The organism is Aeromicrobium massiliense JC14, assembly GCF_000312105.1.
Taxonomy (GTDB): Bacteria; Actinomycetota; Actinomycetes; order Propionibacteriales; family Nocardioidaceae; genus Aeromicrobium; species Aeromicrobium massiliense.
In genome coordinates this window covers 663,484-687,480 of record NZ_HE978637.1, presented here as the reverse complement: position 1 = coordinate 687,480, position 23,997 = coordinate 663,484, and the positions used below count along the sequence as shown (strand labels likewise).

The 23,997-nt window shown below is 68.2% G+C and carries 20 protein-coding genes; 7 read left to right on the top strand and 13 right to left on the bottom strand.

The features are described 5' to 3' along the window. Position 1 precedes the first annotated feature (1 nt). Positions 2-529: a hypothetical protein gene (locus tag HGAM_RS18845; protein WP_049798239.1), complete on the top strand. Its 528-nt coding sequence runs from the start codon at positions 2-4 to the stop codon at positions 527-529. 6 nt (positions 530-535) lie between these two features. Here the strand turns inward: HGAM_RS18845 and HGAM_RS10610 are convergent, their stop codons facing one another. From HGAM_RS10610 to HGAM_RS18840, 4 genes are all read right to left on the bottom strand, one after another. Further along, a complete protein-coding gene (locus tag HGAM_RS10610; protein WP_019145468.1) occupies positions 536-802 on the bottom strand; it encodes an excalibur calcium-binding domain-containing protein in 267 nt (88 codons plus the stop codon). A gap of 89 nt (positions 803-891) precedes the next feature. Then, positions 892-2,550 carry a catalase gene (locus HGAM_RS10605; protein WP_019145467.1) on the bottom strand — a complete coding sequence of 553 codons (1,659 nt, stop codon included), beginning with the start codon at positions 2,548-2,550 and terminating at the stop codon, positions 892-894. 77 nt (positions 2,551-2,627) lie between these two features. Then, positions 2,628-3,560: an NADP-dependent oxidoreductase gene (locus HGAM_RS10600; RefSeq protein ID WP_019145466.1), complete on the bottom strand. Its 933-nt coding sequence runs from the start codon at positions 3,558-3,560 to the stop codon at positions 2,628-2,630. Beyond that, entirely contained in the window at positions 3,557-4,138 is a 582-nt protein-coding gene (locus HGAM_RS18840) for a hypothetical protein (protein WP_019145465.1), read from the bottom strand. The genes HGAM_RS10600 and HGAM_RS18840 overlap by 4 nt, the downstream gene beginning before the upstream one ends. Positions 4,139-4,246: 108 nt before the next feature. Here HGAM_RS18840 and HGAM_RS10590 point away from each other — a divergent pair, with 108 nt between their 5' ends. The 4 genes from HGAM_RS10590 to HGAM_RS10575 are packed head-to-tail and all read left to right on the top strand — an operon-like array spanning position 4,247 to position 7,694. Continuing rightward, complete coding sequence (locus tag HGAM_RS10590) at positions 4,247-4,714, top strand: aminoacyl-tRNA deacylase (RefSeq protein WP_019145464.1); 468 nt, start codon at positions 4,247-4,249, stop codon at positions 4,712-4,714. After that, a complete protein-coding gene (locus HGAM_RS10585; protein WP_019145463.1) occupies positions 4,711-6,156 on the top strand; it encodes a sensor histidine kinase in 1,446 nt (481 codons plus the stop codon). Before HGAM_RS10590 ends, HGAM_RS10585 begins: the two co-directional genes overlap by 4 nt. Beyond that, entirely contained in the window at positions 6,153-6,809 is a 657-nt protein-coding gene (locus HGAM_RS10580) for a response regulator transcription factor (RefSeq protein WP_019145462.1), read from the top strand. The genes HGAM_RS10585 and HGAM_RS10580 overlap by 4 nt, the downstream gene beginning before the upstream one ends. A 21-nt stretch (positions 6,810-6,830) precedes the next feature. Then, on the top strand, positions 6,831-7,694 hold the full coding sequence (locus HGAM_RS10575; RefSeq protein ID WP_019145461.1) for an SGNH hydrolase domain-containing protein: 864 nt from the start codon (positions 6,831-6,833) through the stop codon (positions 7,692-7,694). 62 nt (positions 7,695-7,756) lie between these two features. Here HGAM_RS10575 and HGAM_RS10570 read toward each other — a convergent pair whose 3' ends face one another. After that, a complete protein-coding gene (locus tag HGAM_RS10570) occupies positions 7,757-8,389 on the bottom strand; it encodes a hypothetical protein (protein WP_038951741.1) in 633 nt (210 codons plus the stop codon). Between the two features lie 84 nt (positions 8,390-8,473). Then, positions 8,474-9,193, bottom strand: coding sequence for a TetR family transcriptional regulator (locus HGAM_RS18835; RefSeq protein WP_019145460.1), 720 nt, complete (start codon positions 9,191-9,193; stop codon positions 8,474-8,476). Between the two features lie 92 nt (positions 9,194-9,285). Here HGAM_RS18835 and HGAM_RS10560 point away from each other — a divergent pair, with 92 nt between their 5' ends. Continuing rightward, positions 9,286-9,969, top strand: a complete 684-nt coding sequence (locus HGAM_RS10560) for a DUF4386 domain-containing protein (RefSeq protein ID WP_019145459.1) — start codon at positions 9,286-9,288, stop codon at positions 9,967-9,969. Between the two features lie 69 nt (positions 9,970-10,038). On the opposite strand, the gene HGAM_RS10555 is transcribed toward HGAM_RS10560, so the two are convergent. The 7 genes from HGAM_RS10555 to nrdR all read right to left on the bottom strand — a co-directional run bounded on the left by HGAM_RS10555 (position 10,039) and on the right by nrdR (position 20,483). Beyond that, positions 10,039-10,374, bottom strand: a complete 336-nt coding sequence (locus tag HGAM_RS10555) for a hypothetical protein (RefSeq protein ID WP_019145458.1) — start codon at positions 10,372-10,374, stop codon at positions 10,039-10,041. Between the two features lie 390 nt (positions 10,375-10,764). Beyond that, positions 10,765-11,721, bottom strand: a complete 957-nt coding sequence (locus tag HGAM_RS10550) for a PD-(D/E)XK motif protein (RefSeq protein WP_020691662.1) — start codon at positions 11,719-11,721, stop codon at positions 10,765-10,767. Then, a complete protein-coding gene (locus HGAM_RS20105) occupies positions 11,718-13,958 on the bottom strand; it encodes a Z1 domain-containing protein (RefSeq protein WP_081591916.1) in 2,241 nt (746 codons plus the stop codon). Before HGAM_RS20105 ends, HGAM_RS10550 begins: the two co-directional genes overlap by 4 nt. A gap of 11 nt (positions 13,959-13,969) precedes the next feature. Next, positions 13,970-15,508, bottom strand: coding sequence for an ATP-binding protein (locus tag HGAM_RS20100; RefSeq protein ID WP_020691664.1), 1,539 nt, complete (start codon positions 15,506-15,508; stop codon positions 13,970-13,972). A gap of 62 nt (positions 15,509-15,570) precedes the next feature. Further along, positions 15,571-16,914: a DNA cytosine methyltransferase gene (locus HGAM_RS18830; protein ID WP_019145455.1), complete on the bottom strand. Its 1,344-nt coding sequence runs from the start codon at positions 16,912-16,914 to the stop codon at positions 15,571-15,573. 109 nt (positions 16,915-17,023) lie between these two features. Then, complete coding sequence (locus HGAM_RS10535; protein ID WP_019145454.1) at positions 17,024-19,903, bottom strand: vitamin B12-dependent ribonucleotide reductase; 2,880 nt, start codon at positions 19,901-19,903, stop codon at positions 17,024-17,026. A gap of 85 nt (positions 19,904-19,988) precedes the next feature. Beyond that, positions 19,989-20,483, bottom strand: a complete 495-nt coding sequence (gene nrdR / locus HGAM_RS10530) for a transcriptional regulator NrdR (RefSeq protein WP_019145453.1) — start codon at positions 20,481-20,483, stop codon at positions 19,989-19,991. Positions 20,484-20,835: 352 nt separating this feature from the next. Here nrdR and HGAM_RS18825 point away from each other — a divergent pair, with 352 nt between their 5' ends. After that, complete coding sequence (locus tag HGAM_RS18825; RefSeq protein ID WP_019145452.1) at positions 20,836-23,994, top strand: bifunctional diguanylate cyclase/phosphodiesterase; 3,159 nt, start codon at positions 20,836-20,838, stop codon at positions 23,992-23,994. Positions 23,995-23,997: the final 3 nt, after the last annotated feature.

Below are 23,997 nucleotides of genomic sequence, written 5' to 3'. Positions count from 1 at the left end.
CGTGCCTGGCCTTCCCCCTCAGCTCAAGGACTGGGTCCCCGTGGCCCACGAGATCCTCAAGACGACCGCCTCGACCTACCAGCAGACCATCACCTACAGCGAGCTCGCCGAGCTCGTCCAGACCCGCTCGGGCGTGCGCGCCGCCGCCCGTCCGTCGGCCTGGATGGGGCCGCTCCTGGACGTCGTCGCGCTGCACGCGCAGCGCTCGGGCGAGCCGCCGCTGACGTCGCTGGCCGTGCGCCACGACGGCCGGGTCGGCGAGGCCTACGCCAAGGCCGCGGTCATCAACGGCACCACCGACGTGAGCGACCTCGAGGCGCGCGCCGCCGAGCACCGGCTCGACTGCTACCGCGCCTACGCGCCCGACGTGCCCGAGGACGCCGCGCCGTCGCTCACGGCCCAGGAGGCCCGCCGGCGGGCGAACGCGAAGGCCGCGGCGGCCAAGGCGGCGCCGCAGCGCCAGGCCCCTGTGTGCGGACGCTGCTTCGTCCAGCTGCCGCTCAGCGGCACCTGCGACACCTGCGACTGAGCCCGCTCAGCGCTTCTCGCAGGCGATGCCGTCCTTGTCGCGGTCGCGCTTGCGGTTGGCGTGGTAGATCTTCTTGCTGCGCTTGAAGTTCGTGACGGGCTCGCCGGACGTGCGATCGCGCGCCCCGGGCTTCCCGACCCCGTGCTTGTAGGTCTTGTTCATCTGCGCGCAGTTCTTGAACTCGCGCGCGCCGGCATCGGCCGTGGTGGCCGGGCCGACCGCCAGGGCGGCGCCGAGCGCGGTGGACAGGGCGACGAGCAGGACACGACGCACGAGGGCCTCCGGAGTGAGTGCGGGACGAGACGGTCCCGTCGATCCTCACCCCGGAGGCCCCCTGTGCGGGTGGTTTTCGCGGAACTCGACTACCGCTCGACGACCACGTGCTCGTTGGGCACGCAGTGGGTCATCGTCAGGCCCTGGACGTCCCGCGGCCCGTTGCTCCCGAGGTTCTTGAGCCGCTCGAGCTCGTCGGCGTCCAGCGTCTGGCTCTGCAGCGGCGGCAGGTCACGGACGTCGTCGGCGCTGATGCCCAGGCCGTCGCCGACACGCGTGCCCAGCTCGTCGTCGCACAGCAGGAAGTGCCAGACCATGCGCTCCTGCACCTCGCGGACCGCCTCGCCGATGTTGGCGACGAGGTTGGCCACCAGGTCGTCCTTCTCCCACTGCTCCATCAGCTGGTAGCGCTGACCGGCCTGCGTGTAGTCGTTCGTGCGCGGGATGCGCTTGCGGGTCAGGCGGCCGTGGATCTCCGGCCCCTGCTCGTCGTGCGTCGGCGCCTGGCCCTCGCGCAGGCCTCCGGTGATCGACGGCTCGTAGTTCACGTGCGGGTTCTCGCCGCGGTCGTCGGTGTGGAACGACATCTGGCCGCCGCTCTGGTTGGTGGCGACCTCGGCGTTCTTGGCCTGGTTCACGGGCAGCTGCAGGTAGTTCGGCCCCACCCGGTAGCGCTGGGTGTCGCTGTAGGAGAACGTGCGTCCGACCAGCATCTTGTCGTCGGAGAAGTCCAGCCCGTCGACCAGCACGCCGGTGCCGAACGAGATCTGCTCGTTCTCGTTGTGGTGGTCGCGCACGTTGCGGTCCAGCACCATGCGCCCGACGACCTGCGGCGGGAAGTCGTTCTCGGGCCACACCTTGGTGTCGTCGAGCGGGTCGAAGTCGAGCTCGGAGTGCTCCTCGTCGCTCATCAGCTGCACCTGCAGCTCCCATTCGGGGAAGTCGCCGGCCTCGATCGCGTCATAGAGGTCCTTGCTGGCGTGGCCGAGGTCGCCGGCCTGGATGGCGGCGGCGTCGGCCTCGGTGAGGCTCTTGACCCCGATCGTCGGGATCCAGTGGTACTTCACCAGGTGCGTCTCGCCCTCGGCGTTCACCCACTTGTAGGTGTTGACGCCGAAGCCCTGCATCGTCCGGTAGTTGGCCGGGATGCCGCGCGGGCTGAACAGGTTGACCAGCATGTGCATCGCCTCGGGCGTCTGCGACATGAAGTCGAAGATGCGCGCCGGCTCCTGGCGGAACGTGACCGGGTCCGGCTTGAGCGCGTGGATGACGTCGGGGAACTTGATCGCGTCACGGATGAAGAAGACGCCCAGGTTGTTGCCGACGAGGTCCCAGTTGCCGTCCTCGGTGTAGAACTTCACCGCGAAGCCGCGCGGGTCACGGGCCGCCTCGGACGAGTCGCGCCCGCCGATGACGGTGGAGAACCGGATCGCGACGTCGGTGCGCTTGCCGGCCTCCTGGAACAGCTTGGCCCGGGTGTAGCGCGCGATCGGCTCGTCGCCCCACTGACCGGTGGCCTCGAAGTAGCCGTACGCGACGAAGCCGCGAGCGTGCACGACCCGCTCGGGGATGCGCTCGCGGTCGAAGTGGCTGATCTTCTCCAGGAACTGGTAGTTCTCCAGCGTCGCGGGGCCGCGGGCCCCGACCGTGCGCTGGTTCTGGTTGTCGTGGACCGGATGGCCCTGGCGGGTCGTGAGGACCCGGCGGTCGTCGCCCTCGGCGGGCGGCTGGGCTGCGACGTCGGTCATGGATCGTCCTTCCTGCGCGAGGTGCGGTACCACCCGCCCGTACCCCGCTCGGCCGACCTGAACCGTCGGGCGTCCGGTCAGCCCACGATCAGCACGATCTTGCCGCGGACGTGGCCCTCCATCGACTCGCGCCAGGCGTCGGCCACCCGCTCGAGCGGGTACGTGGACGCGATCGGGACCCGCAGGTCGCCGGCGTCGGCCAGGGTGGCCAGCGCCGCGAGGTCGTCCACGTCCGGGTGGACGAACACGTAGGTGCCGCCGAGCTCCGCGACCGCGGGGTCGGCGATCGACGCCACGCGCCCCTGGTGCTGGTCGGCGAGCACGTCGGGGGCGCTCGTGAGCGCGTCGCCGCCGCGGGTGTCGAGCACCGCGGTGACCCCGTCGGGCGCCAGCGCGCGGACCCGGTCGACGAGCCCGTCACCGTACGCGACCGGCTCGCCGCCGAGCTCGCGCACGAAGTCGTGGTTCGCCTCCGAGGCCGTCCCGATGACCCGGGCCCCGCGAGCGGCGGCGATCTGCACGGCGAAGACACCGACGCCGCCGGACGCGCCGTGCACGAGGACGACGTCGTCGGCACCGACCTGCAGCGCGTCCTCCAGCGCCTGGAAGGCGGTGAGCCCGGCCAGCGGGACGGCGGCCGCCTCCTCGAACGACAGCGACGACGGCTTGAGCGCGAGCGTGGCTCGTGGTGCCGCCACCTGCTCGGCGTACGTGCCGCCGTGGACGGCGTCCTTGCGCAGGTAGCCGTACACCTCGTCACCGACCCGCAGGTCGCGATGCGCCGGGCCGACCTCGGTCACGACACCGGCCACGTCCCAGCCCGGGATCGCGGGCAGGACGACGTCCAGCGCCGAGTCCAGGCCGCCGGAGGCGACCTTCCAGTCGACCGGGTTGACCGAGGTCGCCCGCACGGCGACGCGCACCCAGTCCGGACCCACCTTCGGGTCGTCCACCTCGCCGTAGGTCAGCTTCTCGGGACCGCCGTACTCGGCGAAGGTGACGGCCTTCACCGCGGGTCGTCCTCGGTCAGCTCCTCGATCGGCGTCTCGACGTCGGGTCCGCTGCTGTAGACGACCTCCTCCTCGACGTCCGTGTGCCCCTCGGGGGCCGGACCCGTGCCGCTGCTCGGCGCGTCGACGGGACGGTCGGCGGCGTGGGCACCGCCCTCGGGCGCCGTGCCGCTGTCCGGCGTCGGCGCCGAGTACATCGGGGTCTGTGCCGCGGTGCCGGCGGTCGTGTCGGCGTCGTCCGAGTCCGCGTCGTCCGGTGCGGGGCCCGCGTCCGGGGTCGGCGCGGAGTACATGGGCGTGGAGGCTGCGGCGTCCGTGCCCGACCCCTCGGCGCTCGAGCCGTCCGAGCCCGAGCTCGAGGAGCCCGAGCCGGAGGAGCCGGAGCCGCTGGAGCTCGAGCCGCTCGACGTCGCTCCCGCGGCGCCCTTGGCCTGCTCGGCGACCTGGGACGCCAGGTCCGGGGCGTCCTCACGCACCCGCTGGGCGGTGCGGACGATCTGCTCGTAGCGGCTGCGGCCGGCGCGCGTGCCCAGCACGTAGCCGGTGGCGAAGGCGGCGGCGTTCAGGATCTTGCTCATCTCGGTCCTCTCGTCGGGGGTGGCCGGGCCGTACCCACGGACGCGGGATTCATGCACGGCCCGGAGCAGGACGGGAGCCCGGGACGGCGCGCCGATAGTCTCGTCCCCATGGACCAGCCCGGACGCGCGCGTGCGCTCGACGCCGCCGCATCCCGCGGTCTGGACGTCGAGGTCGTCCCGCTCCCCCGGGTCGAGTCCCTCGAGCAGGCCGCCGAGGCGCTCGGCGTCACGCCGCGCGACGTCGTGAAGACGCTGGTGGTGAAACGCAGCGACGACACGTTCGTGCTGGTGCTCGTCCCCGGCGACCGGCAGATCGCGTGGCCGAAGCTCCGTTCGCTGCTCGGCGCCAACCGGCTGCAGCTGCCCGACGCCGAGGTCGCGCTGGCGGCCACGGGCTACGCCCGCGGCACGATCACCCCGCTGGGTGCGCTGGGCGACTGGCCCGTCGTCTGCGACGCGTCGCTGGCCGGGCGCACCGTCTGCCTGGGCGTCGGCGAGCGCGGCTGGATGGCTCGCGTCGCGGCGGACGACCTGGTCCGGGCCTACGACGCGACCGTCGCCGACGTCACCGGATGAGCGCCACCTCCCGTCGCTCCGCGCTCACGTCCCGGTTGCGGCGCCTCACGCGGCTCAGCGGGCTGCCGGTCCGCCGGCGGCTCGCCTACGCCGTGGCCGCGCTGACCGCCGTCGTGCTCGCCGGCGTCGGCGTGACGCTGTACGGCGTGGAGTCCGGACGCATCGACGAGGACGCGGACGAGAGCCTGTCCCACCAGCTCGACCACCTCGAGACGGTGCGGGATGAGAACGACCTCGACACCGGACGCCCCTACGCCAGCTCCGACCGCCTGGTCGCCGCGTTCCTGGAGCAGAGCCTCGCCGGGCACAACGAGGACCTCTACGCCGTCTTCAGCAACGGCGAGCGGGCCGTGCAGGGCGACTCGAACCCCGACCTCGAGCGCTCGGGCCGCTTCTGGCCGCTCGTGGACGCGATGCGCGACGACGGCGGCGTCCGCGACCTGGAGGTGGGCGACGAGACGTACCGCGTCGCGGTGAAGCCCGTGTCCATCGACGACACCACCGCCGCGCTCGTCGCGGTGCACAACCTGAGCGCCGACCGCGAGGGCCTGCGCGCCCTGGTGCTCAACTACGCGGCGCTGGCCGTGCTGGCCGTCCTCGTCGTGGCTGCGCTGTCGTCCCGGATCGCCGGCAGCCTGCTGCGTCCGGTGCGCAACCTGCGCGACACCGCCCTGCAGATCAGCGCGGGTGACGTCGGTCGCCGCATGCGCGTCACCGGCAACGACGACCTGGCCGACCTGCAGCGCACTTTCAACGCGATGCTCGACCGGCTGGACGCCGCCCTGACCGCGCAGCGCCGGCTGCTGGACGACGCCGGGCACGAGCTGCGCACCCCGCTCACCGTGCTGCGCGGGCACCTGGAGGTGCTCGACCCGACCGATCCCCAGGACGTCGACGACACCCGCCGCCTGCTGCTGGACGAGGTCGACCGGATGACCCGGCTCGTCGAGGACCTGCTGCTGCTCGCCAAGGCCCGGCGCACCGACTTCGTCCAGCCGCACCCGGCCGACGTCGCCGCCATCACCCACGGCGTCGTCGCCCGGGCCCGCGGCCTCGGCGACCGGCAGTGGGTCGTCGACGCCGTCGCCGAGACCACCGCGCTGCTGGACGAGCAGCGCATCGTCCAGGCCCTGCTGCAGCTGACCGACAACGCCGTGCGGCACACCGGGCCGGGCGACGAGATCGGCGTCGGGTCGGCCGTGGTCGACGGACGCCTGGAGCTGTGGGTCCGCGACACCGGCCCCGGCGTCGAGCCGCAGCTGCGCGACCGGCTGTTCGAGCGCTTCAGCCGCGGCGCTGACGACGACGACCGCTTCGGCCTGGGGCTGGGCCTGTCCATCGTGGAGGCGATCGCCACGGCGCACGACGGCGCGGTCGCGCTGGACGACACCGAGACCGGCGCGACCGTGCGGTTGCGCCTTCCGCTGAAGGAGACCTCGTGAACCGGATCCTGATCGCCGAGGACGAGGAGCGCATCGCCTCGTTCGTCGCCAAGGGCCTGCGCGCGGAGGGGTTCACCCCCACCGTCGTCGCCGACGGCCAGTCGGCCCTCGACCACGCGCTGGCCGGCGAGGCCGACCTCGTCGTGCTCGACATCGGCCTGCCCGTCATGGACGGCTTCGCCGTGCTCGAGCGGCTGTCGGCCGAGTGCCCGGCGCTGCCCGTCATCGTCCTGACCGCGCGTGACTCGCTGACCACGACCGTCGCCGCGCTCGAGGGCGGTGCGGCCGACTACATGGCCAAGCCGTTCCGCTTCGACGAGCTGCTGGCCCGCGTCCGGCTGCGGCTGCGCGACCAGAGCGAGCCCGCCGTCCTGGAGCTCACGGTCGGCGACGTCACGCTCGACCTGCGCCGCCACCGGGCGAGCCTGGGCGACAAGGTCGTCGAGCTGTCGGCCCGCGAGATGACCCTCGCCGAGGTGCTCGTGCGTCACCGCGGACAGGTGCTGTCGCGCGAGCAGCTGCTGTCGCAGGTGTGGGGCTACGACTTCGACCCGGGCTCGAACGTCGTCGACGTGTACGTCGGCTACCTGCGCAAGAAGCTGGGCTCGGACTTCGTCACGACGGTGCGCGGCGCGGGGTACCGCGTCGACTGATCCCGCCGTAGCGTGGATCACATGAAGCGTCTCGCGATCCTCCTCGTCGCGGTGCTCGCGGCCGGTCTGCTGGCCGCCCCTCCCGCCACCGCCGCCCTACGGCCCAGCCCCGCCAAGGCCGGGTCCGACGTCCGACCCGACTACATGGCCTCGTGCTACCAGAGCAAGACGTCCGGCTCCCGCCCGACGCACTGCACGTTCGGCCGCCGTGGCAGCGCCACCCGCGTCGCGGTCATCGGCGACTCGGTCACCAAGCAGTACGTCACCGCGCTCGACCACGCCGGACGCACGCGCGGCTGGGCGGTCGACGTGTACGCCAAGACGGCGTGCTCGTTCGGCCGCTACAACGGCCGCGCGAGCCAGCAGTGCGCCGACTGGAACCGCAACGTCATGCGCAAGGTGCGGCGCGCCGGCTACGACTACGTCGTGACCGCCCTCTACGAGACCCACGCGTACCGGACGGCTCGCTACAACACCGACTCCGAGCGGCGCACGCGGTTCATCAAGGGCATGCGCTCGCGCATCTCCTACCTGCAGCGCGGCGGGGCCAAGGTCGTGCTGCTCAACGACACCCCGAAGTTCGGTCACGACGTGCCCTCGTGCCTCAAGCGCAACAGCTCGCGCCCCAGCCGGTGCAACGAGAGCCGCGGCTACGCACTCAGCTCGCAGCGGTTCTGGACGTCGTCCGCGCGCCAGCGCCTCATGCGCGGGCTGGTGCCGTCGCGCCGGCTGGCCAGCATCACCGGCTCGCTGTGCTCCTCGCGCAGCTGCCAGGCCACCAAGAGCAGCGTGATCGTCTACCGCGACAGCCACCACTTCACCGAGACGTTCGTCCGGTGGCAGCGCGAGAACATCGCCCGCCGGCTGGTGCGCGCGATGCGTTGATCCGACGGACGCACGACGGGGCCGGGACGAGTGATCGTCCCGGCCCCGTTCGTGTGCGGTGGTCAGTCGTCGTCGCGGTCGCCGTCGTCGTGGCCGCCGTGGCCGCGGTGACGGCCCGGCCCGTCGTCGCCGTGACGCTCCCAGCCGCGCTCGCGCTCCCAGCCGCGGTGGCGTCCGGGACGCTCGTCGCCTCGACGGTCGCGGGCCCTCTCGCGGGCGTCGCGGTCGTCGCCGCGGTGACGGCCCGGACTCGCCGTGACGTCATCCTTGTCGCCCTCGTCGTCGCCACCCACCCGGGCCACCGGGATCGGCGAGGACGTCGTGCGCTGGGCGGCCTCGGCCTTCCGCTCGGCGGCCTGCGCCGTCTCGGCCTTCCGCTCGGCGGCGGCCTGCTGCGCGGCCCGCGCCTGCTGGGCGGCCTGCTGCTCGGCCAGGACGATCCGCTGCTGCGCGGTCTGGAACCGGCTGGTCAGCTGGTTGGTCCGGTTGAGCGCCGCGTCGAGCACGCCGCTGATCTGCAGACCCAGGTCGCCGGCGGAGTCGGTGTCGACCACCTCGGACGTGCCGGTGACGGGTGACGTGTCGATGCGGCGGTCGTCGTCGTTCTCGCTCGCGACGGCGACGGTCACGCCGGCGGTACCCAGGACGGCGGCCGTGCTGAGCGCCGCCAGGCCTCCTCGTGCGGTCCAGCTCATGAAAGCTCCTCCTCGACGGGTCGGTCTCCCCCTGACCTTGCCCGCCCGTGATGAGGCCAACATGAATCCCCGGTGAGGGAGTTCTTAGGTGGTACCGGTGGAGACCGCCGCGGGTCCCCGTGTCCAGCCGCTGCGGCGCAGCCGTTCCGCGGCGTCCAGCAGGAGGTCGAGCGCGAACGCGAACTCGAAGCCCTCGTCGCACCCCTCGCCCACCCGGCCGAGGTCGTCGTCGGTAGCGGCCGTCGCGATGGCCAGGATGTGCGGGTAGCGCCGGCCCATCTCGGCCATCGCGGCCGCCGCCGTCTCAGCGTCCGGAGCGGCGGCTTCCGGATCCGCCGGAGCATCGAAGAGCTCGGGGCTGAAGCCCCAGATCCGGTTACCGAGCGCGTGCATGAGGTGGTGGGTCAGGTCCGCGGAGCACCCGCCGGCCAGAAAGCCGCCGGCCACGGCGTCCATGTGCGCGAGGACGGTCGGCGTCCGGCGGGTGCGCGACTCGATCGCTCGTCGCGCCCACGCGTGGCGCTGGACGGCCTGCCGCGCCGACAGCACGCGGTGCCGCACCGCGTCCTGCCACGCCGCGTCCTGCGGCGGGTCGGTGAGCTCGGCGATGACGACGTCGACCATGCCGTCAAGCAGGTCGTCCTTGTTCGCGACGTGCTTGTAGAGCGCCATGGGCACGACGCCCAGGTCGTGGGCGAGACGGCGCATGCTGAGCGCCTCGACCCCGATCTCGTCGGCCAGCGTCACCGCGGCGGCCAGCACGCGTTCGCGGCTCAAGCGGGCACGGGCGTCCTGGGACGGCATGCGACCTCCTCGTTCCTTGACAGGTGGACACCGTACACCTACCGTTCGGGACATCCCGGTGTACGGCGTACACCTCTCGCTACGGAGGCCCGATGACCACGCTGCTCCCCCGCCCCGAACGGAAGACCGACTCCCGGGCCACGGCCCGCTGGGCCGGCGTGCTCTACCTGGTGACCTTCCTGGCGTCGGTCCCGACGCTCTCGCTCTACGCACCGCTGCGCGAGGACGGCTTCCTGGCCGGCACCGGCGGGACGGCCGCGCCGACGGCGGGCGCGGCGCTGGAAGTCGTCCTCGCCATCAGCTGCGCCGGCACGGCGATCGCCCTGCTGCCGGTCATCCGGCGCCACGGCGAGTCGCTGTCGGTGGGATACCTGGCCGCCCGGGTGGTCGAGGCCACGCTCATCCTGGTCGGTGTCGGATCGGTGCTCGCCCTCCTGGCGCTGCGTCGCGACGGGTTCGACGACGCCGACGCCACGGCCTCCGTCCTGCTCTCGGTCTACGACGCCACCTTCCTGCTCGGGCAGAGCCTCATGCCGGCGCTGTGCGCGCTCACGCTCGGCACCGTCCTGTACCGCTCCGGCCTGGTGCCGCGCGTCATCCCGGCGATCGGTCTGGTCGGCGCTCCGCTGCTGCTCGCCTCGGACCTCGCCCAGCTCACCGGCGTCTACGAGATGCGCAGCGCGCTCGCCGGGCTCGGCGCGCTGCCGATCGCCGCCTGGGAGCTCTCGCTCGGCGTCTGGCTGATCGCCCGCGGCTTCCGGACGCCGAAGGCGTGACGATCACCGCACGGCGGCGCCAGGCTCTGGGAAGCTGCGGCGGTGGTCAACTACACGCGTCACGTCCGTTCACGCCTCAGTGCCCAGGACGAGCACGATCTCGCGCTCGTCGACCGCATGGCCGAGCGCGTGCAGGCCCGGCTCAGTCTGAGCGCCCGCGAGATCGAGATCGCTCACGTGCACAACGCCAAGAGTGGCGAAATCCAGACACTCGTCTCGGCGATCCTGCTCGGTGAGCTCGGCTTCGACGAGGAGGTCGTGCTGCGCCCGGAGGACGAGTTCGTCACCCAGGCCCGGCCGGACTTCTACTTCGACCTCGGCGACGAGCGCGGGATCCTCGCCGAGGTCGAGCGCGGCGGCACCACGACCAAAAACCACGACCTCAAGGACCTGTGGAAGGCGCACGTGGCGCCGAACGCCCAGCAGTGGATCGTTCGCCTGTGGCGGGCGGTGAACGTCAGACCGCCGTGCACGCGGCGACGACCCGGAGTGACCGCCGCAGTGCTCCTACCCGCGCGCACTCCCAGTCGCGGTGACGACCGAAGCGGTCGTCGTGCCGGCGGTCGCGAACTTGTTCGGAGCGGAGTTGGCGATAGACACGGTGGACGACCCAGGCGCGCCGTCACGTCGTCCCTCTCGTTGTCATCGCTGCCGCCCCACGTCGGGAAGGACTTCGTCCAGTCCACGACCGCGGTCTTGCGGTTCGCTGCTGCTGTGCGATCTCGAACTGTTGGAAATCACCGACGCGGAATTTCTTCGGAGAGACGCCGAGGAGGCGAGTTCTCTACACGCACCTTATCGAATGTGGACCGATAGGCCCGAACGAGCCGATCCGGATAGAACCGCCGAGCAGTCTGCAACAAATCGAACGTCCGAAACCCCGTCCGGCACGCCGCGGAATCTCGGAATGGTCGACGCTTGTAGAACTGCCATCGACTCGATCGCTTGCGTGGCATCAAAGCCAGTGCGCATTGAACTGGCCCAGGCAGGGCCGAGAGTCTCAGCTACAACTTCGTGCACGCGCATCTGGCGCGACGGATGCTCTGCGAACCGAGTTTCCAACTTGTCGATCAGGTCCTGCAATGTCGTTCCGGAATTCGTCTGTGTTGTCATGATCGACACAACCCACGTCGTACTGCCCGCGACCGGCAAGAGCTGCTCCAAGGAGAAACTATGCCGACGATCGGAGCGGGTCGTCGTCTTCACCTCGATGCGGCTTCCTTGCGCAGAAAAGTCAAAACGGGCATCTACTCTCGAATGCCACGCGTCCAACATGTCTGCCGGGGCGTCGCTCCGCGAGATCACCAAGAGTTCGCCCCACAAACCGAGGATAGTCGTGCGGCTGGTCATAGTCGGCTCGAACAATCGAACCAACCGTCTCATTGCGACGCTCACGTCGCCCGGTCCGGGATCCGTCCCAATAACCCCGATCAAGTTCGCGATAACGTTGAGAAACGCGGCGCGATACTCGTTCTCGCCCATGCGCAGACGGACCAGACCAAACTCGCCTCTCATGGCGCGACCAACAGCGTCTCGGACCTCGAGAGTCAAGCGGGGATCCATCGACACGCGATGCAGTTCCGTCGGTGGCTGCGGAGCGGGATCCGGAGGTGTGAGAAGTACGATCGAACTAGCCGCGTCCAGACCGATCTTGAAGCCTGGAGCGGAAGGAACGTTCAAGACGTCAAACCCTGGCAGGCCACTAACCTGGACGGTCGAGAGCAAAGTCTGCAACTCGGCACCAGTGGTCACGGGGCCTGCTCCTCGTCTGCCGGAAACTGAAACAGCGCAGCGCCTGCAAGCTCACTGGGAACCCGAATACTCATCCCCACCGCGGACCAAGGACCCTCCTGGTCCTCGCGATTCTGGACGGCGTGGAACTGAACCGAGAGCCGCCCGTCGGTGTAGAAGGTCTTGTCGCCCGGATAGAGGGCCACGCCGCGCGGGTTTGCACCCTGTTGAAGATTGGTTACCGTCCGCTTGTCCGACGACACGCCGCGCCGACGGGTCTCCAAACAGTCCATCAAGTACACGTCAGCGTCGAGACTGGGCTCGCTGTCGAGATGCGCTTGCATCACCAAACACAACTGCTGGACAGTAACGACGTCTTCCGACCGGCCCTTCCAGTCGACCAGCATGGCGAGAAGGCGCGCCATCGGCACGCTAAACCGATCGTGCTTCTTAGCCCTTGGATCACGAACATCCGACAAAACTGCTTCGTCGAATTCCGATCTCAAATTCACTACTGCCAGCATATTTGCTTGCGCGGACATCTCGTCCATAAACGCGACACGGTCAACGGCCGTCCAACTATTGCCTTTGAAACGATTGTGCAGGATTGGCAACTCAATGACCGCGCGGCGAGTCGGCTTGAACACCGGATCCAGCAGCATCTTGCGAGTCCACCGTTGCAGATCTTCACCGGACACTTCGATTTTGGACATCTCAGAACGGAGATGCTCCTCATGGTCGACGTAGGTTTCATACGCTTCTGCCAACCTAAAAGGAAGCCAAGCGCGGCATAGGTCACCGTAAGCGCCTTTGTAACCAAAGAATCGAGCACGCTGTTGAATTGTGTCAGCATTACCTACGCCGGTGCCCCGCGGCATATAAGTCACAGCCAAACCCTCGATCGTGAACCCACGATCGAGCTTGTTCCCGCCGATGACGACCCAAGCCGGCGCCGAGTTCCACTGAAGGTCGTCGGTGTTGGTGGGATCCGCATTAATCACCCTGATCTGCGTTGCGCCGATCCAATGTGGGACGGACACCAGAAGTTCTTCAAGCGCGGGGACATCACGCTCAGTACGCCTCAGGACCCCTTCATAGGCAGGTCTGAAATACGTCTCGATGACCTCATCTCGATCGGGTCCAGGCGTTGACAGCAGCGAACGCCAGTTCCCTAGGAGCCGGGTGACGTATCCTCCATAAACAGTGTGCAGATCAGTACTGTGCGACGGATGCACCAGCATCGATATCATCCGGTCAGCACCCACGATCGACTTAGCGATGAAGAACGTGGCTACCGCGAGTTCGAGACTTTCCGGCGGCTCTTGACCTGCAGGATCTAGAGCTCGCGCAACCTCCGCATCGTCCATGCGAGTGACAAACTCGGCGCGGCGCTCATCAAAGAAGTACTTTCCCCCGGTGTATCCCGGTCCAGGATCCAGGACGTTTACATAATCTGGCGACAGAGCATCCGCGATACTAATGAGCAGCGGGGCTTGAGGCGTCGCGGTGTACATGACGTATGAACTGTTCGGAATAACATCTCGGAGACCGAGAATAGATGCGTACGTCGCGGTCTCTTGCTTGACGCCATTCTTGCTCCGACCAGCATTCATACCCGCCTGGTCAGCCTCGTCGTCGATAACAATCACCGGGAGTGTCCGCATGTCAACGCCATAGCCCCCGAGTTTACTCAGCAAGCTGCGCAACGCCTCAATTCGGGCCTTGTTCTTCATAACCGTGATCACAGTCGTGCGACGGAAATCGTTCGGCGTCGCGGGGTCCATGGTCGCGTTAATGCGACCCGCAAGATCAGCCGCCGTCTGGGCAGAATCATCGGGGTTTGCCATCATCAGCCAAGGGCTCATGCCGCCCGGCCGCAAAGCCCGAAGGTCCGATCTCAATCGAGCTGAAGTTTGATCGTGCAGAACCGTCTTGGTGCCGGCAAGGAGGATCACAAGCGGATGTCCGTTGTCTCGCGCCATGGCCGTCAATGCCGTGAAGGAGAGCGTTTTACCGCTCTGTACGTAACCAATTACGAGGCCCGTTCGCGGATCCGGGTCATTCGGACTTGGAGGCACGCAGCGCGCGAGGATACTGCGCGTTTTCGCGAGAACAGCGCCGTGACTTTCGACATCCGCGAGCGCGCGGTCAAGGAGCGCGGAGGTTTCGGACCCAACTACCGGATTCCAACCAGCACGGGGATCGCGGTCCACAGGTCCGTGCCCTGCAGCGACCGTCGCATATTCCTGTTCAGTCATCGAAACTCTTCCTATGCCTTAGTCGAGAGATAGTTCCGCAGAATGGCGTTAGTATGTTCGGTCACGAGACCCGGCATCTTTGCTCCACCCTGCCGAGCTAGAGCCTGACCAAGACCAAGCGCAATTGCTATCCGCCAGACGGGCTCCAGACCTTCACTAGGCAACTCACAGTAAGTACGCATGAAGGGATGGGCCTGATTCACTTTGAGTTCGATAGCGGGATCAGGGCCCCCGCGCTCGTCGACGGTCAGCCACCGAGAGTTCGCAGGGTCATCAATCAACTTGAATGACACGCGCCAAACGCTGCCTCCAGCATCCAGTGTCAGAACCCGGTCGACGGACACGGTCTCGACGCCGTCACTCGATGCGATCGGCGGAAAGCCGTCCAGTTCCCCACGCGCGGACGAGTCCGTATCTCCTACTTGATGATTCTGAACTACTTGTAGCCGGTCAACGATCTCGTCCAGGACACCGGCAGCAACTTCCCGGGGGGCGGGAGCGGATGTACGGGTACGGTAGTTCTTCGCTTGCCTGAGAAGCGGGTAGGGTTCACCGTCGAGATGCTTACGAAGAAGGTCGAGAAATTCTTCCTCTTCGTCGTACCACACCAAAGCGTCTTTAGTGTAAGTGACTGAAAAGTCATCCATGTGCAGTTCGCCGAAGACGCGCTGGTACCGAAAGTCGTTAGAGGCCCCGAAAATCTGTGCTGGTCGGTACGTCTCATCGCCTGCTCCCATCACCACTTTGCGACGATAGAACAGCGCCAACCCGGCGCTTGCCGTAGCGCCTCGCTCACGAATGGCGACAAAGCCGGTGACGCGGCGGCCGGACGCCAGCCGAATATTGACCTCCTTGCGCCAATAGACGGCTTCTCCAGCTGGATCGCGCCAGTCCGGCGCATTCAAGACGACCGGCTCATCATACGAAATTTCCTCGTCGTTGACGGTGATGATAACGTCACCATTCCTGAGGAATTGACGATAAATCCCGCCAAGATATTCGCGGATTTTTGCCAGGGTGCGCTTCTGCGGGGTACGATGTAGGCCCGTCATGCGAACCTCGGTGAAATGCTCAGCGGATTCTTCGAAGTCCTCGTCGATCGAAAGAGACTCCTCTCGCGCCTCCACGATTGCAGGAACGTCAAAGTGCACCGTTCGCGAACTTTCCTCACCGAGGGCAGTGGAGCGTACTGACCACTTCCGTGCGAACCAACAACAGGCGGCTTTCATTCCGATGCCAAATTGCGACAGTCCGCTGCTGTCGGAGGGCGGCTCTGCCACGCGAAACGCCCGTGACCACTCGGCCGCTGCAATCCCGGCGGCGTTATCTCGTACCGTGATGGCACCGCCGTCAGTCCTATCGATCGAGATCTCGATTCGCAGCACGTAGTTGGTGCCGTCTACTTCACGGAGGGCGTCGCGGTTGGCTACGTAACTCTGGATTGCGTTGTCGACCAGTTCGCCAAGCGCGTACCACGGTTGGTACTTCATGTGAGGGAACAAGTTGAGCATCCCCACACCAGGGCGAATGCTGATGGACTCGTGACTCACTGCAAGACTCCTCCGTCGGTGGTGCCTAACGTACCTGGATAGACCGTCTAGGGTGTTGAAATTCAGCAGGTTTCGGGGGCGTTGGGGCGAGTTCGCCGAGTACGGGGAAGGACGTCGACTTGGTCGACGCTAGGAGGAGTGTCAGACACAATCTTGCTCCACCGTTGGCCTGCTCGCTTCATCTGCTGTCGCATGACGTGGTACACGACGCCGGTGTTCACCGCGTTCCCGAGTTGCCTGTACGTCGCCTGATCGACCTGGCCTGGGAACTCGAACGTGTCGGGGAAGCCCTGCATTCGCGCAGCCTCTACGGGCGTGATCCGCCGAAGGGGACTTCCCAGGACGGTAGTTTGCCCCATAGCCACGAGAGCAGGGACGTAGGTCGCTTTTTTCACTCGGATGCCCGACGGCCGAAAATGGAGGATGCATTCCTCAAGCGATTGCGCATCCTGAGCTTGCCATTCAAACTTCCGTCGCGACGGCGGGAAACCATCAAGGCCGTCAAAATCAGCGAGCCAGGCGTCGATTAGTTTGCGGTGCTGAGTGTAGAACTCGGAATTCTTGCGCAAGAAGTTCGATTTCCATGCAGGCAACCCAACCGGCAAATCGAAAATATCAGCGTGAACGAATTCGTCTACCCAGATCGGGAATCCGGGCAGTTTTCGAACGCCAGCATGCCTCAAGCGACGAACGAACTCAGCCCACGCCTCCACCCACCGCTTTTCAGAGGCCCCGAGTTCGTAGTTGACGCGCCCTTCAATCTCGACGTCAGGCTGCAGGAACCGTCGCAGATCCCAGGTCTGGGGGTCCCAGTCCCCCACTGGCTGGTTGCAGACAACCGGCTCGACTTCGTCCATAGCGGAGTCGTCGCCGACGTAGGTCGCTGCGATAAAGACGCGCTCCCGAACCTGTGGCCGTCCCCCCAAGGAAGCGGGCAGCAGGTGCGGGGAGAACACGGCCGGAGTAGAAGAAACCTGGTATCCAAGTTCACGCAAGCTGCGAACGATGACCGCCCACTCGTGCCTATGACGGGGGCCCGCGATGTTACGGACATTCTCGAGTAGCACAAGGGAGGGCCGGCGCTCCTTAAGAATCCGGCAGATGTTGTAGAATAGGGTACCCCGCGCCTCTTCCATGCCGCGCTGCAAACCCGACTTGGAGAAGGGCTGGCATGGAAAACCCGCGGTAAGAACGTCATGAGCCGGCACTCTTACCACCGGATCAGTCTCGGGAACAATATTCCCCGCCACGTCCATCTCCCAGTTGTGCTGGTAGATCTTCGCCGCCGCCTCGTCGATCTCGGAGGCGTACACGCACTCCCCTCCGAGGGCGGACAGCGCGTAGTGGAAGCCGCCGATGCCGGCGAAGAGGTCGACAAAGGTGAAGGCGGGAGACTTCGAGCTCATGTTCGAATCCTAGACGTCGACGCTGACGGGAACGGGATGTGCGAGACGTGTCTGTGGACGAGCCCCGACCCCAGTCGGGGCCGGGGCTCGTCCACCTGAGGACTTCAGGTCAGCTGCAGCCGCTGGTCGAGCCGCAGCCCTCGCAGACGTGGCACGAGCCGGCCGGACGCATCTTGGTGCCGCAGGTCATGCACAGCGGGCTGTCGACCGCCGCACCGGTGATGACCTCCAGCAGCTCCGCGGACGTGTGGGCCTGCGCCGGGGCGACCTTCGCCGTCTCGGCGACGACCTCGGCCGGGGTCTCCGGAGCCTCGGCCTTGGCCTCGACCGGAGCGCCCTTCTCGGTCGGCGCGGACTCGACGAGCTCGGCGGCCGTCGTGCCGTTGCTGACCGGCTGGTGCGAGCCGGTGTCCAGGTAGCGCTGACGCTCGGCGGCCGAGTGGATGCCCAGGGCCGAGCGGGTGTCGAAGTCCAGGTAGTCCAGCGCCAGGCGGCGGAAGACGTAGTCCATGATCGACTGCGCCATGCGGATGTCCGAGTCGTCGGTCAGGCCGGCCGGCTCGAACTTCAGGTTCGTGAACTTCTGGACGTAGGTCTCCAGCGGCACGCCGTACTGCAGGCCGATCGAGACCGCGATCGAGAAGGCGTCCATCACGCCGGCCAGGGTCGAGCCCTGCTTGCCCAGCTTGAGGAACAGCTCGCCCAGGTCGCCGTTCTCGTGCGCGCCGGAGGTCATGTAGCCCTCGGCACCGCCGACCGAGAACGACGTCGTGATCGACGTGCGCGACTTCGGCAGACGACGACGGATCGGCTTCTCGACGACGACCGTCTTGACCTCGGTCTTCTCGGCGGGCGCCTCGGCCTTCTTGGCCTTGGCGTCGCTGAGCGGCTGACCGACCTTGCAGTTGTCGCGGTAGACCGCGAGCGCCTTGAGGCCGAGCTTCCAGCCCTGGAAGTAGACGTCGGCGATCTCGTCGACCGTCGAGGTCTCGGGCATGTTGACCGTCTTGGAGATGGCGCCCGACAGGAACGGCTGGGCCGCGGCCATCATGCGCACGTGGCCCATGGGCTTGATGGCCCGCTCGCCGACGGCGCAGTCGAAGACCTCGTAGTGCTCGGTCTTGAGGCCGGGCGCGTCGATGACGTGGCCGTGCTCGGAGATGTACTCGACGATCGCCTCGATCGTCTCGTTGGTGTAGCCGAGCTTCTTCAGCGCCGCCGGGACGGTCTGGTTGACGACCTGCATGGAGCCGCCGCCGACCAGCTTCTTGAACTTGACCAGCGAGAAGTCCGGCTCGATGCCGGTCGTGTCGCAGTCCATCATGAAGCCGATGGTGCCGGTCGGCGCGAGCACCGACGCCTGGCTGTTGCGCCAGCCGGCCTTCTCACCGATCTTCAGGTTCTCGGCCCACTGCTTGGTGGCCTCGCGGTGCACGGCGATGTCCATCGCGTGCATCGTGCGGACGTCGTCGTTGGCCGCGAGGTGCTTGCGCATGACGCGGGTGTGGCCGTCCTTGTTCTGGGCGTAGCCGTCGTAGGCACCCACGACGCCGGCCAGCTCGGCCGAGCGGCGGTAGGAGGTGCCGGTCATCAGCGACGTGATCGACGCGGCCAGCGCGCGGCCACCGTCGGAGTCGTAGGCCAGGCCCGACGCCATGAGCAGCGCGCCGAGGTTGGCGTAGCCGATGCCGAGCTGGCGGAACGCACGCGTCGTGTCGCCGATCGCCTCGGTCGGGAAGTCGGCGAAGCAGATCGAGATGTCCATCGCGGTGATGATCATCTCGACGCTCTTGACGAAGCGCTCGACCGCGAAGCTGCCGTCGTCCTCGAGGAACTTGAGCAGGTTGAGGCTGGCCAGGTTGCAGCTGGAGTTGTCCAGGTGCATGTACTCCGAGCACGGGTTGGACGCGGTGATGCGGCCGGCCTCGGGCGTGGTGTGCCAGTCGTTGATCGTCGAGTCGTACTGGATGCCGGGGTCGGCGCAGGCCCAGGCGGCCTTGGCGATCTTGCCCCACAGGTCGCGGGCGTCGATGCTCTCGATGACCTCGCCGTTGGTGCGGGCGCGCAGACCGAAGTCGGTGCCCTCCTCGACGGCGCGCATGAACTCGTCGTTGACGCGGACCGAGTTGTTGGCGTTCTGGTACTGGACGCTGGTGATGTCGGAGCCACCGAGGTCCATGTCGAAGCCGGCGTCGCGCAGGACTCGGATCTTCTCCTCCTCACGCTCCTTGGTCTCGACGAACTCCTCGATGTCGGGGTGGTCGACGTCCAGGACGACCATCTTGGCCGCGCGACGCGTGGCGCCGCCGGACTTGATCGTGCCGGCCGACGCGTCCGCACCGCGCATGAAGGAGACCGGGCCCGACGCGGTGCCGCCCGAGGAGCGGAGCAGCTCCTTGGACGAACGGATGCGCGAGAGGTTGAGGCCGGCACCGGAGCCGCCCTTGAAGATCAGGCCCTCCTCGCGGTACCAGTTCAGGATCGAGTCCATCGAGTCGTCGACCGCGAGGATGAAGCAGGCGCTGACCTGCTGCGGGCTCGAGGTGCCCACGTTGAACCACACCGGGCTGTTGAAGCTGAAGACCTGGTGCAGGAGCATGTGCGTCAGCTCGTGCTCGAAGACCTCGGCGTCCTCGTCGGAGGCGAAGTAGCCGTGGTCCTTGCCGGCCTTGACGTACGTCAGCACGACGCGGTCGAGCAGCTGCTTGAGGCTGGACTCACGCTCGGGCGAGCCGACCGCACCGCGGAAGTACTTGGTGGTGACGATCGTCGAGGCGTTCAGGCTCCAGAAGTCGGGGAACTCCACGCCGCGCTGCTCGAAGACGTTCTCGCCGGTCTTCCAGTTGGTCTGGACGACGTCACGACGCTCCCAGGTGACGGCGTCGTACGGGTGCACGCCCTCGGTGGTGTAGACGCGCTCGATGGTCAGGCCCTTGGCCTTCCCCTTGGCGCGGCGGGGGCCGGTCTGGCCGCTGACGGTCTCCGTCATGGAGTGCTCCTCGTGTGCTGCGGTGCGGTGGGTGGGGGTGGTGCTGGGATGGTTCGTGGCCCGACAGGTTCAACAACCTGGCGGGTCAGGGGATTTCGTGCTCGACCCGGGAGGTCTCGGCCAGCTCGCCGTCGGCGGAGGCGGCCATGAGCGTCGCGATCTCGGCGGCGAAGTCGTCGGCGGAGTCGAACGCCTTGTAGACGCTGGCGAAGCGCAGGTACGCGACCTCGTCGAGCGCCTTGAGCGGCTCGAGGACGGCCAGGCCGACCTCGTGGGCAGGGACCTCGGCGCAGCCGGACGCGCGCAGGGTCTTCTCGACCTGCTGCCCGAGCCGGGCCAGGTCGTCGGCGGAGACCGGACGGCCCTTGCAGGCCTTCGCGACGCCGGCGACCGCCTTCTCGCGGACGAACGGCTCGGTCGCGCCCGAGCGCTTCACGACCATGAGCTGCATCTGCTCGATCGTGGTGAAGCGCTTCTCGCACCGCGCGCAGGTGCGGCGGCGGCGGATCGAGGCACCCTCGTCCGCGATGCGGCTGTCGAGCACCTTGGTGTCGTCGTGCTGGCAGAACGGACAGTGCACGAGCGGGCTCCTTCGGTGTCGTCGCGGTGTGGACGAAGCTGTGTGTCCCGCTGTGGAACACGGCGCTTCCTGTGGGCGAGGCCGCCACTTCTGTGGAACTAGATGTGGAGAACTACACCCGTGTAACTACTAGATGTAGGGGAACCGTACGCCTTCGTCCCGGCTCGTGCAAGCACCTTCGCAGGACCCACCGACAAGCCCGTCGGACGCCGCTGCGAGCCGGCTGCAATCCCGGGCCCAGCCCGTCCGCCGCGTGCCGCTCGACACACCGCGCGGCGGCCGATCCGGGCGATCGGGAGCGCCACGCTCCGGGCTCGCTTACCCTGTGCAGGTGCCGAGGGGGAGGTACCGCATGGACGAGCCGGAGCAGCACCTGCCGGAGCACGAGCGCGCCCCCTTCACGTCGCTGACGCTCGACCCGGACGGCCGCATCCTGCGCGTCGGCCCCACCTTCACCGCGGCCACGGAGGTGCCCACCACCTACGTCGTCGGGCACCGGCTGACCGACTTCGTCGCCGGCGAGCGCGACCTGGCCGAGCTGCGCGCGATCCTGGCCTCCCCCGAGCGCCACGGCTACGCACGGCTCACGATGCGCCGTCCCCACGACGGCGAGCTCCAGCACGTCGTCATGGCCTGGACGCCCGGCGAGGGCGACGAGCTGCAGGTCGTGCTCGCCGACGAGACCGAGGCGCTGAGCCGCTACTTCGACCTGCAGGACTTCGCCCGGCGCGTGCAGGTGCTGGCGGCCAACTCCGCCGACGTCATGTGGTTGATGGACGACGACGGCCGGGTCATGTTCGCGACGTCCGCCCTCGCGGCGAAGTTCGGCTGGCAGGTCGACGACGTGCGCGGACGGCCGGGCGTGGCGTTCGTCCACCCCGACGACGTGCCGCTGGCCCGCGAGACCTTCGACCGGGTCCGCCGGGGCGAGCGCCAGCTGGTCTACGAGATCCGGTTGCTGCGCGCGGACGGCGCGACCGTGTGGACGCGAGCGACTCTCACCGACCTGCGCCACGAGCCCTCGGTGGCCGGCATCATGGGCAGCGCCGTCGACATCGACGACAAGAAGGCCGAGGAGGCCCGGCGGGCGGAGGACGAGGCGCAGTACCGGGCCCGGTTCGAGCAGAGCTACATCCCTCAGTCGGTGACCGACCCGTCGTTCCGCTACCAGGACGTCAACGCCGCGTACTGCACGCTGCTCGGTCGTTCGCGCGAGGAGTTCCTGGGGCGGCGGCCCGACGACTTCCTGCACGAGACCGACCCGGGCACCGGCGGACGCGAGCTGGCCAGCATGGCCGACGCCGGACGATCGACGCACCGGGTGTACCGCGTCTTCCGGCACCAGGACGGCAGCGCCGTCCCCGTGCTCGTCAGCGGCACGGCGCTGCAGAACGCCGCCGGCGAGCTGATCGGCTACGCGGCGGTGCTGGAGGACCAGCGAGCCCTGTTCGCCAGCGAGCGCCGGCGCGAGGAGACCCAGCGCCTGTTCGAGACCATCGCCGACCGCAGCGACGAGCTGCTCACCGTCGTCACCCCGAACCGCGAGATCCTCTACTCCTCCCCCAACGGCCCGCGGCTGGCGAACTACCACGAGAGCGGCGTCATCGACGAGATCGGCGCCTTCGCCCATCCCGACGACGCGGAGCTCGTGCGCCAGCAGTGGGAGCGCATCACCACCACCGATGTCGCGATGACCTTCCGGTTCCGCGCCTTCCTGGAGAGCGGCGAGCAGATCTGGCTCGAGCAGACGTCCACCAACCTCAGCGACACCCCGATCGGCGGCGTGGTCACGACCATGCGCGACGTCACCGACGAGGTCGAGTCGGCGCGGGCGCTCGCCGAGAGCGAGGCGCGCCACCGCATGATCGCCGACCTGGCCGACGAGGGCATCTGGGTCATCGCCCAGGACGGCCGCACCCTCTACGCCAACGCCCGACTCGCCTCGCTCGTCGGCTACACCCTCGAGCAGCTCTATGCCGCACCCGTGTGGGACTACATGGACGAGGAGATCGCCCGGCTCACGCTCCCCCGCCTCACCGAGCGCGAGGTGCGCGGCTCCGAGCGCTACGAGGTCGCCTACCGCCACCCGGACGGTCGCGTCCGCCGGCTGCGCATCGCCGCCAGCCCCATGCGGAACGCCGACGGGGTCGGCGAGGGCTCGCTGGCCATGGTCTCGGACGTCACGGAGACCCGGCGCATCGAGGGCGAGCTGTGGCACGCCGCGCTGCACGACGCGCTCACCGGCCTGCCGAACCGCTCGCTGCTCATGGAGCGGATCGAGGACGCCCTCGACGAGAAGGCCGACGTGGCCCTGCTGTTCGTCGACCTCGACCTGTTCAAGGACGTCAACGACGCCCGCGGCCACGGTGTCGGCGACCAGGTGCTGGTCGCCGTCGCCCACCGGCTCGCGTCCATCGCCGGGCCGCACGACACGGTGGCTCGCTTCGGCGGCGACGAGTTCGCGGTCCTGCTGCACGACGCGAACGAGTCCCACGCCCGCGCCCTGGCGACCCGCGCGCTCGAGGCGCTGCAGGAGCCGTTCGACGTCGGCGACGTCCACATCGGCATCGGCGGCTCGATCGGCATCGCCCTGTCGCCGGCGGCCAGCCCCGACGACCTGCTGCGCTACGCCGACACCGCCATGTACGCGGCGAAGGCCGCCGGCCGTGGACGCGTCCAGGTGTTCGACGCCGAGCTCGAGCACCGCAGCCGCGAGCGCTACGTCCTGGGCGCCGACCTGCGGGCCGCGCTCCAGGACGGCGGCCTGCAGATGGCGTACCAGCCCGTTGTCGACCTGGCCGACGGACGCGTCGTGGGCGTCGAGGCGCTGTCACGCTGGGACCACCCCGAGCACGGTCCGGTGCCCGCCCAGCGGTTCATCGACCTGGCCGAGTCGCTCGGCCTGGCCCCCGAGCTCGACCGCTGGGCGCTCGACCGCTCGCTGGGCGACGTCGCCCGGATGCGCGAGCGCGGCGTGCTGCCCGACGACGCCTACGTGGCGGTCAACCTGTCCGGCCGCAGCCTGGCCGACGAGACGCTCGACCGCTACATCATCGAGCGCACCGCCCACCACGGCCTCGACCCGCGCAAGGTCGTCCTCGAGCTCACCGAGAGCGCGATCATGGCCGATCCCGAGGTGGCCATCGGGCTGCTCGACCGGCTCCGCACGCACTGCTTCCCGGTCGCGGTGGACGACTTCGGCACCGGATACAGCTCGCTGGCCTACCTGCGCGACCTGCCGGTCACGATGCTCAAGATCGACCGCAGCTTCGTGGCGGGCGTGACCGACGACCAGCACTCGCTGGCCATCGTCGCGTCGGTGCTGCAGCTGGCCCGCACGCTCGACCTCGCGCTGGTCGCCGAGGGCGTCGAGACCGAGGACCACGCCCGGGTGCTGCGCGAGCACGGCTGCCGCCTGGCGCAGGGCTGGTTGTGGAGCAAGGCGGTCACCCCGGAGGAGGCCGAGCAAGAGGGCACGTTCACCCGCGTGCAGGCGCCCGGAGGCCCCTGACTC

Bases quoted from the DNA above. Each gene is read 5' to 3' on its own strand.
- HGAM_RS10605 (WP_019145467.1), bottom strand. From the start codon at position 2,550: ATGACCGACGTCGCAGCCCAGCCGCCCGCCGAGGGCGACGACCGCCGG.
- HGAM_RS18840 (WP_019145465.1), bottom strand. From the start codon at position 4,138: ATGAGCAAGATCCTGAACGCCGCCGCCTTCGCCACCGGCTACGTGCTG.
- HGAM_RS10590 (WP_019145464.1), top strand. From the start codon at position 4,247: ATGGACCAGCCCGGACGCGCGCGTGCGCTCGACGCCGCCGCATCCCGC.
- HGAM_RS10585 (WP_019145463.1), top strand. From the start codon at position 4,711: ATGAGCGCCACCTCCCGTCGCTCCGCGCTCACGTCCCGGTTGCGGCGC.
- HGAM_RS10575 (WP_019145461.1), top strand. From the start codon at position 6,831: ATGAAGCGTCTCGCGATCCTCCTCGTCGCGGTGCTCGCGGCCGGTCTG.
- HGAM_RS10570 (WP_038951741.1), bottom strand. From the start codon at position 8,389: ATGAGCTGGACCGCACGAGGAGGCCTGGCGGCGCTCAGCACGGCCGCC.
- HGAM_RS18835 (WP_019145460.1), bottom strand. From the start codon at position 9,193: ATGCCGTCCCAGGACGCCCGTGCCCGCTTGAGCCGCGAACGCGTGCTG.
- HGAM_RS10560 (WP_019145459.1), top strand. From the start codon at position 9,286: ATGACCACGCTGCTCCCCCGCCCCGAACGGAAGACCGACTCCCGGGCC.
- HGAM_RS20105 (WP_081591916.1), bottom strand. From the start codon at position 13,958: ATGACTGAACAGGAATATGCGACGGTCGCTGCAGGGCACGGACCTGTG.
- HGAM_RS18830 (WP_019145455.1), bottom strand. From the start codon at position 16,914: ATGAGCTCGAAGTCTCCCGCCTTCACCTTTGTCGACCTCTTCGCCGGC.
- HGAM_RS10535 (WP_019145454.1), bottom strand. From the start codon at position 19,903: ATGACGGAGACCGTCAGCGGCCAGACCGGCCCCCGCCGCGCCAAGGGG.
- HGAM_RS18825 (WP_019145452.1), top strand. From the start codon at position 20,836: ATGGACGAGCCGGAGCAGCACCTGCCGGAGCACGAGCGCGCCCCCTTC.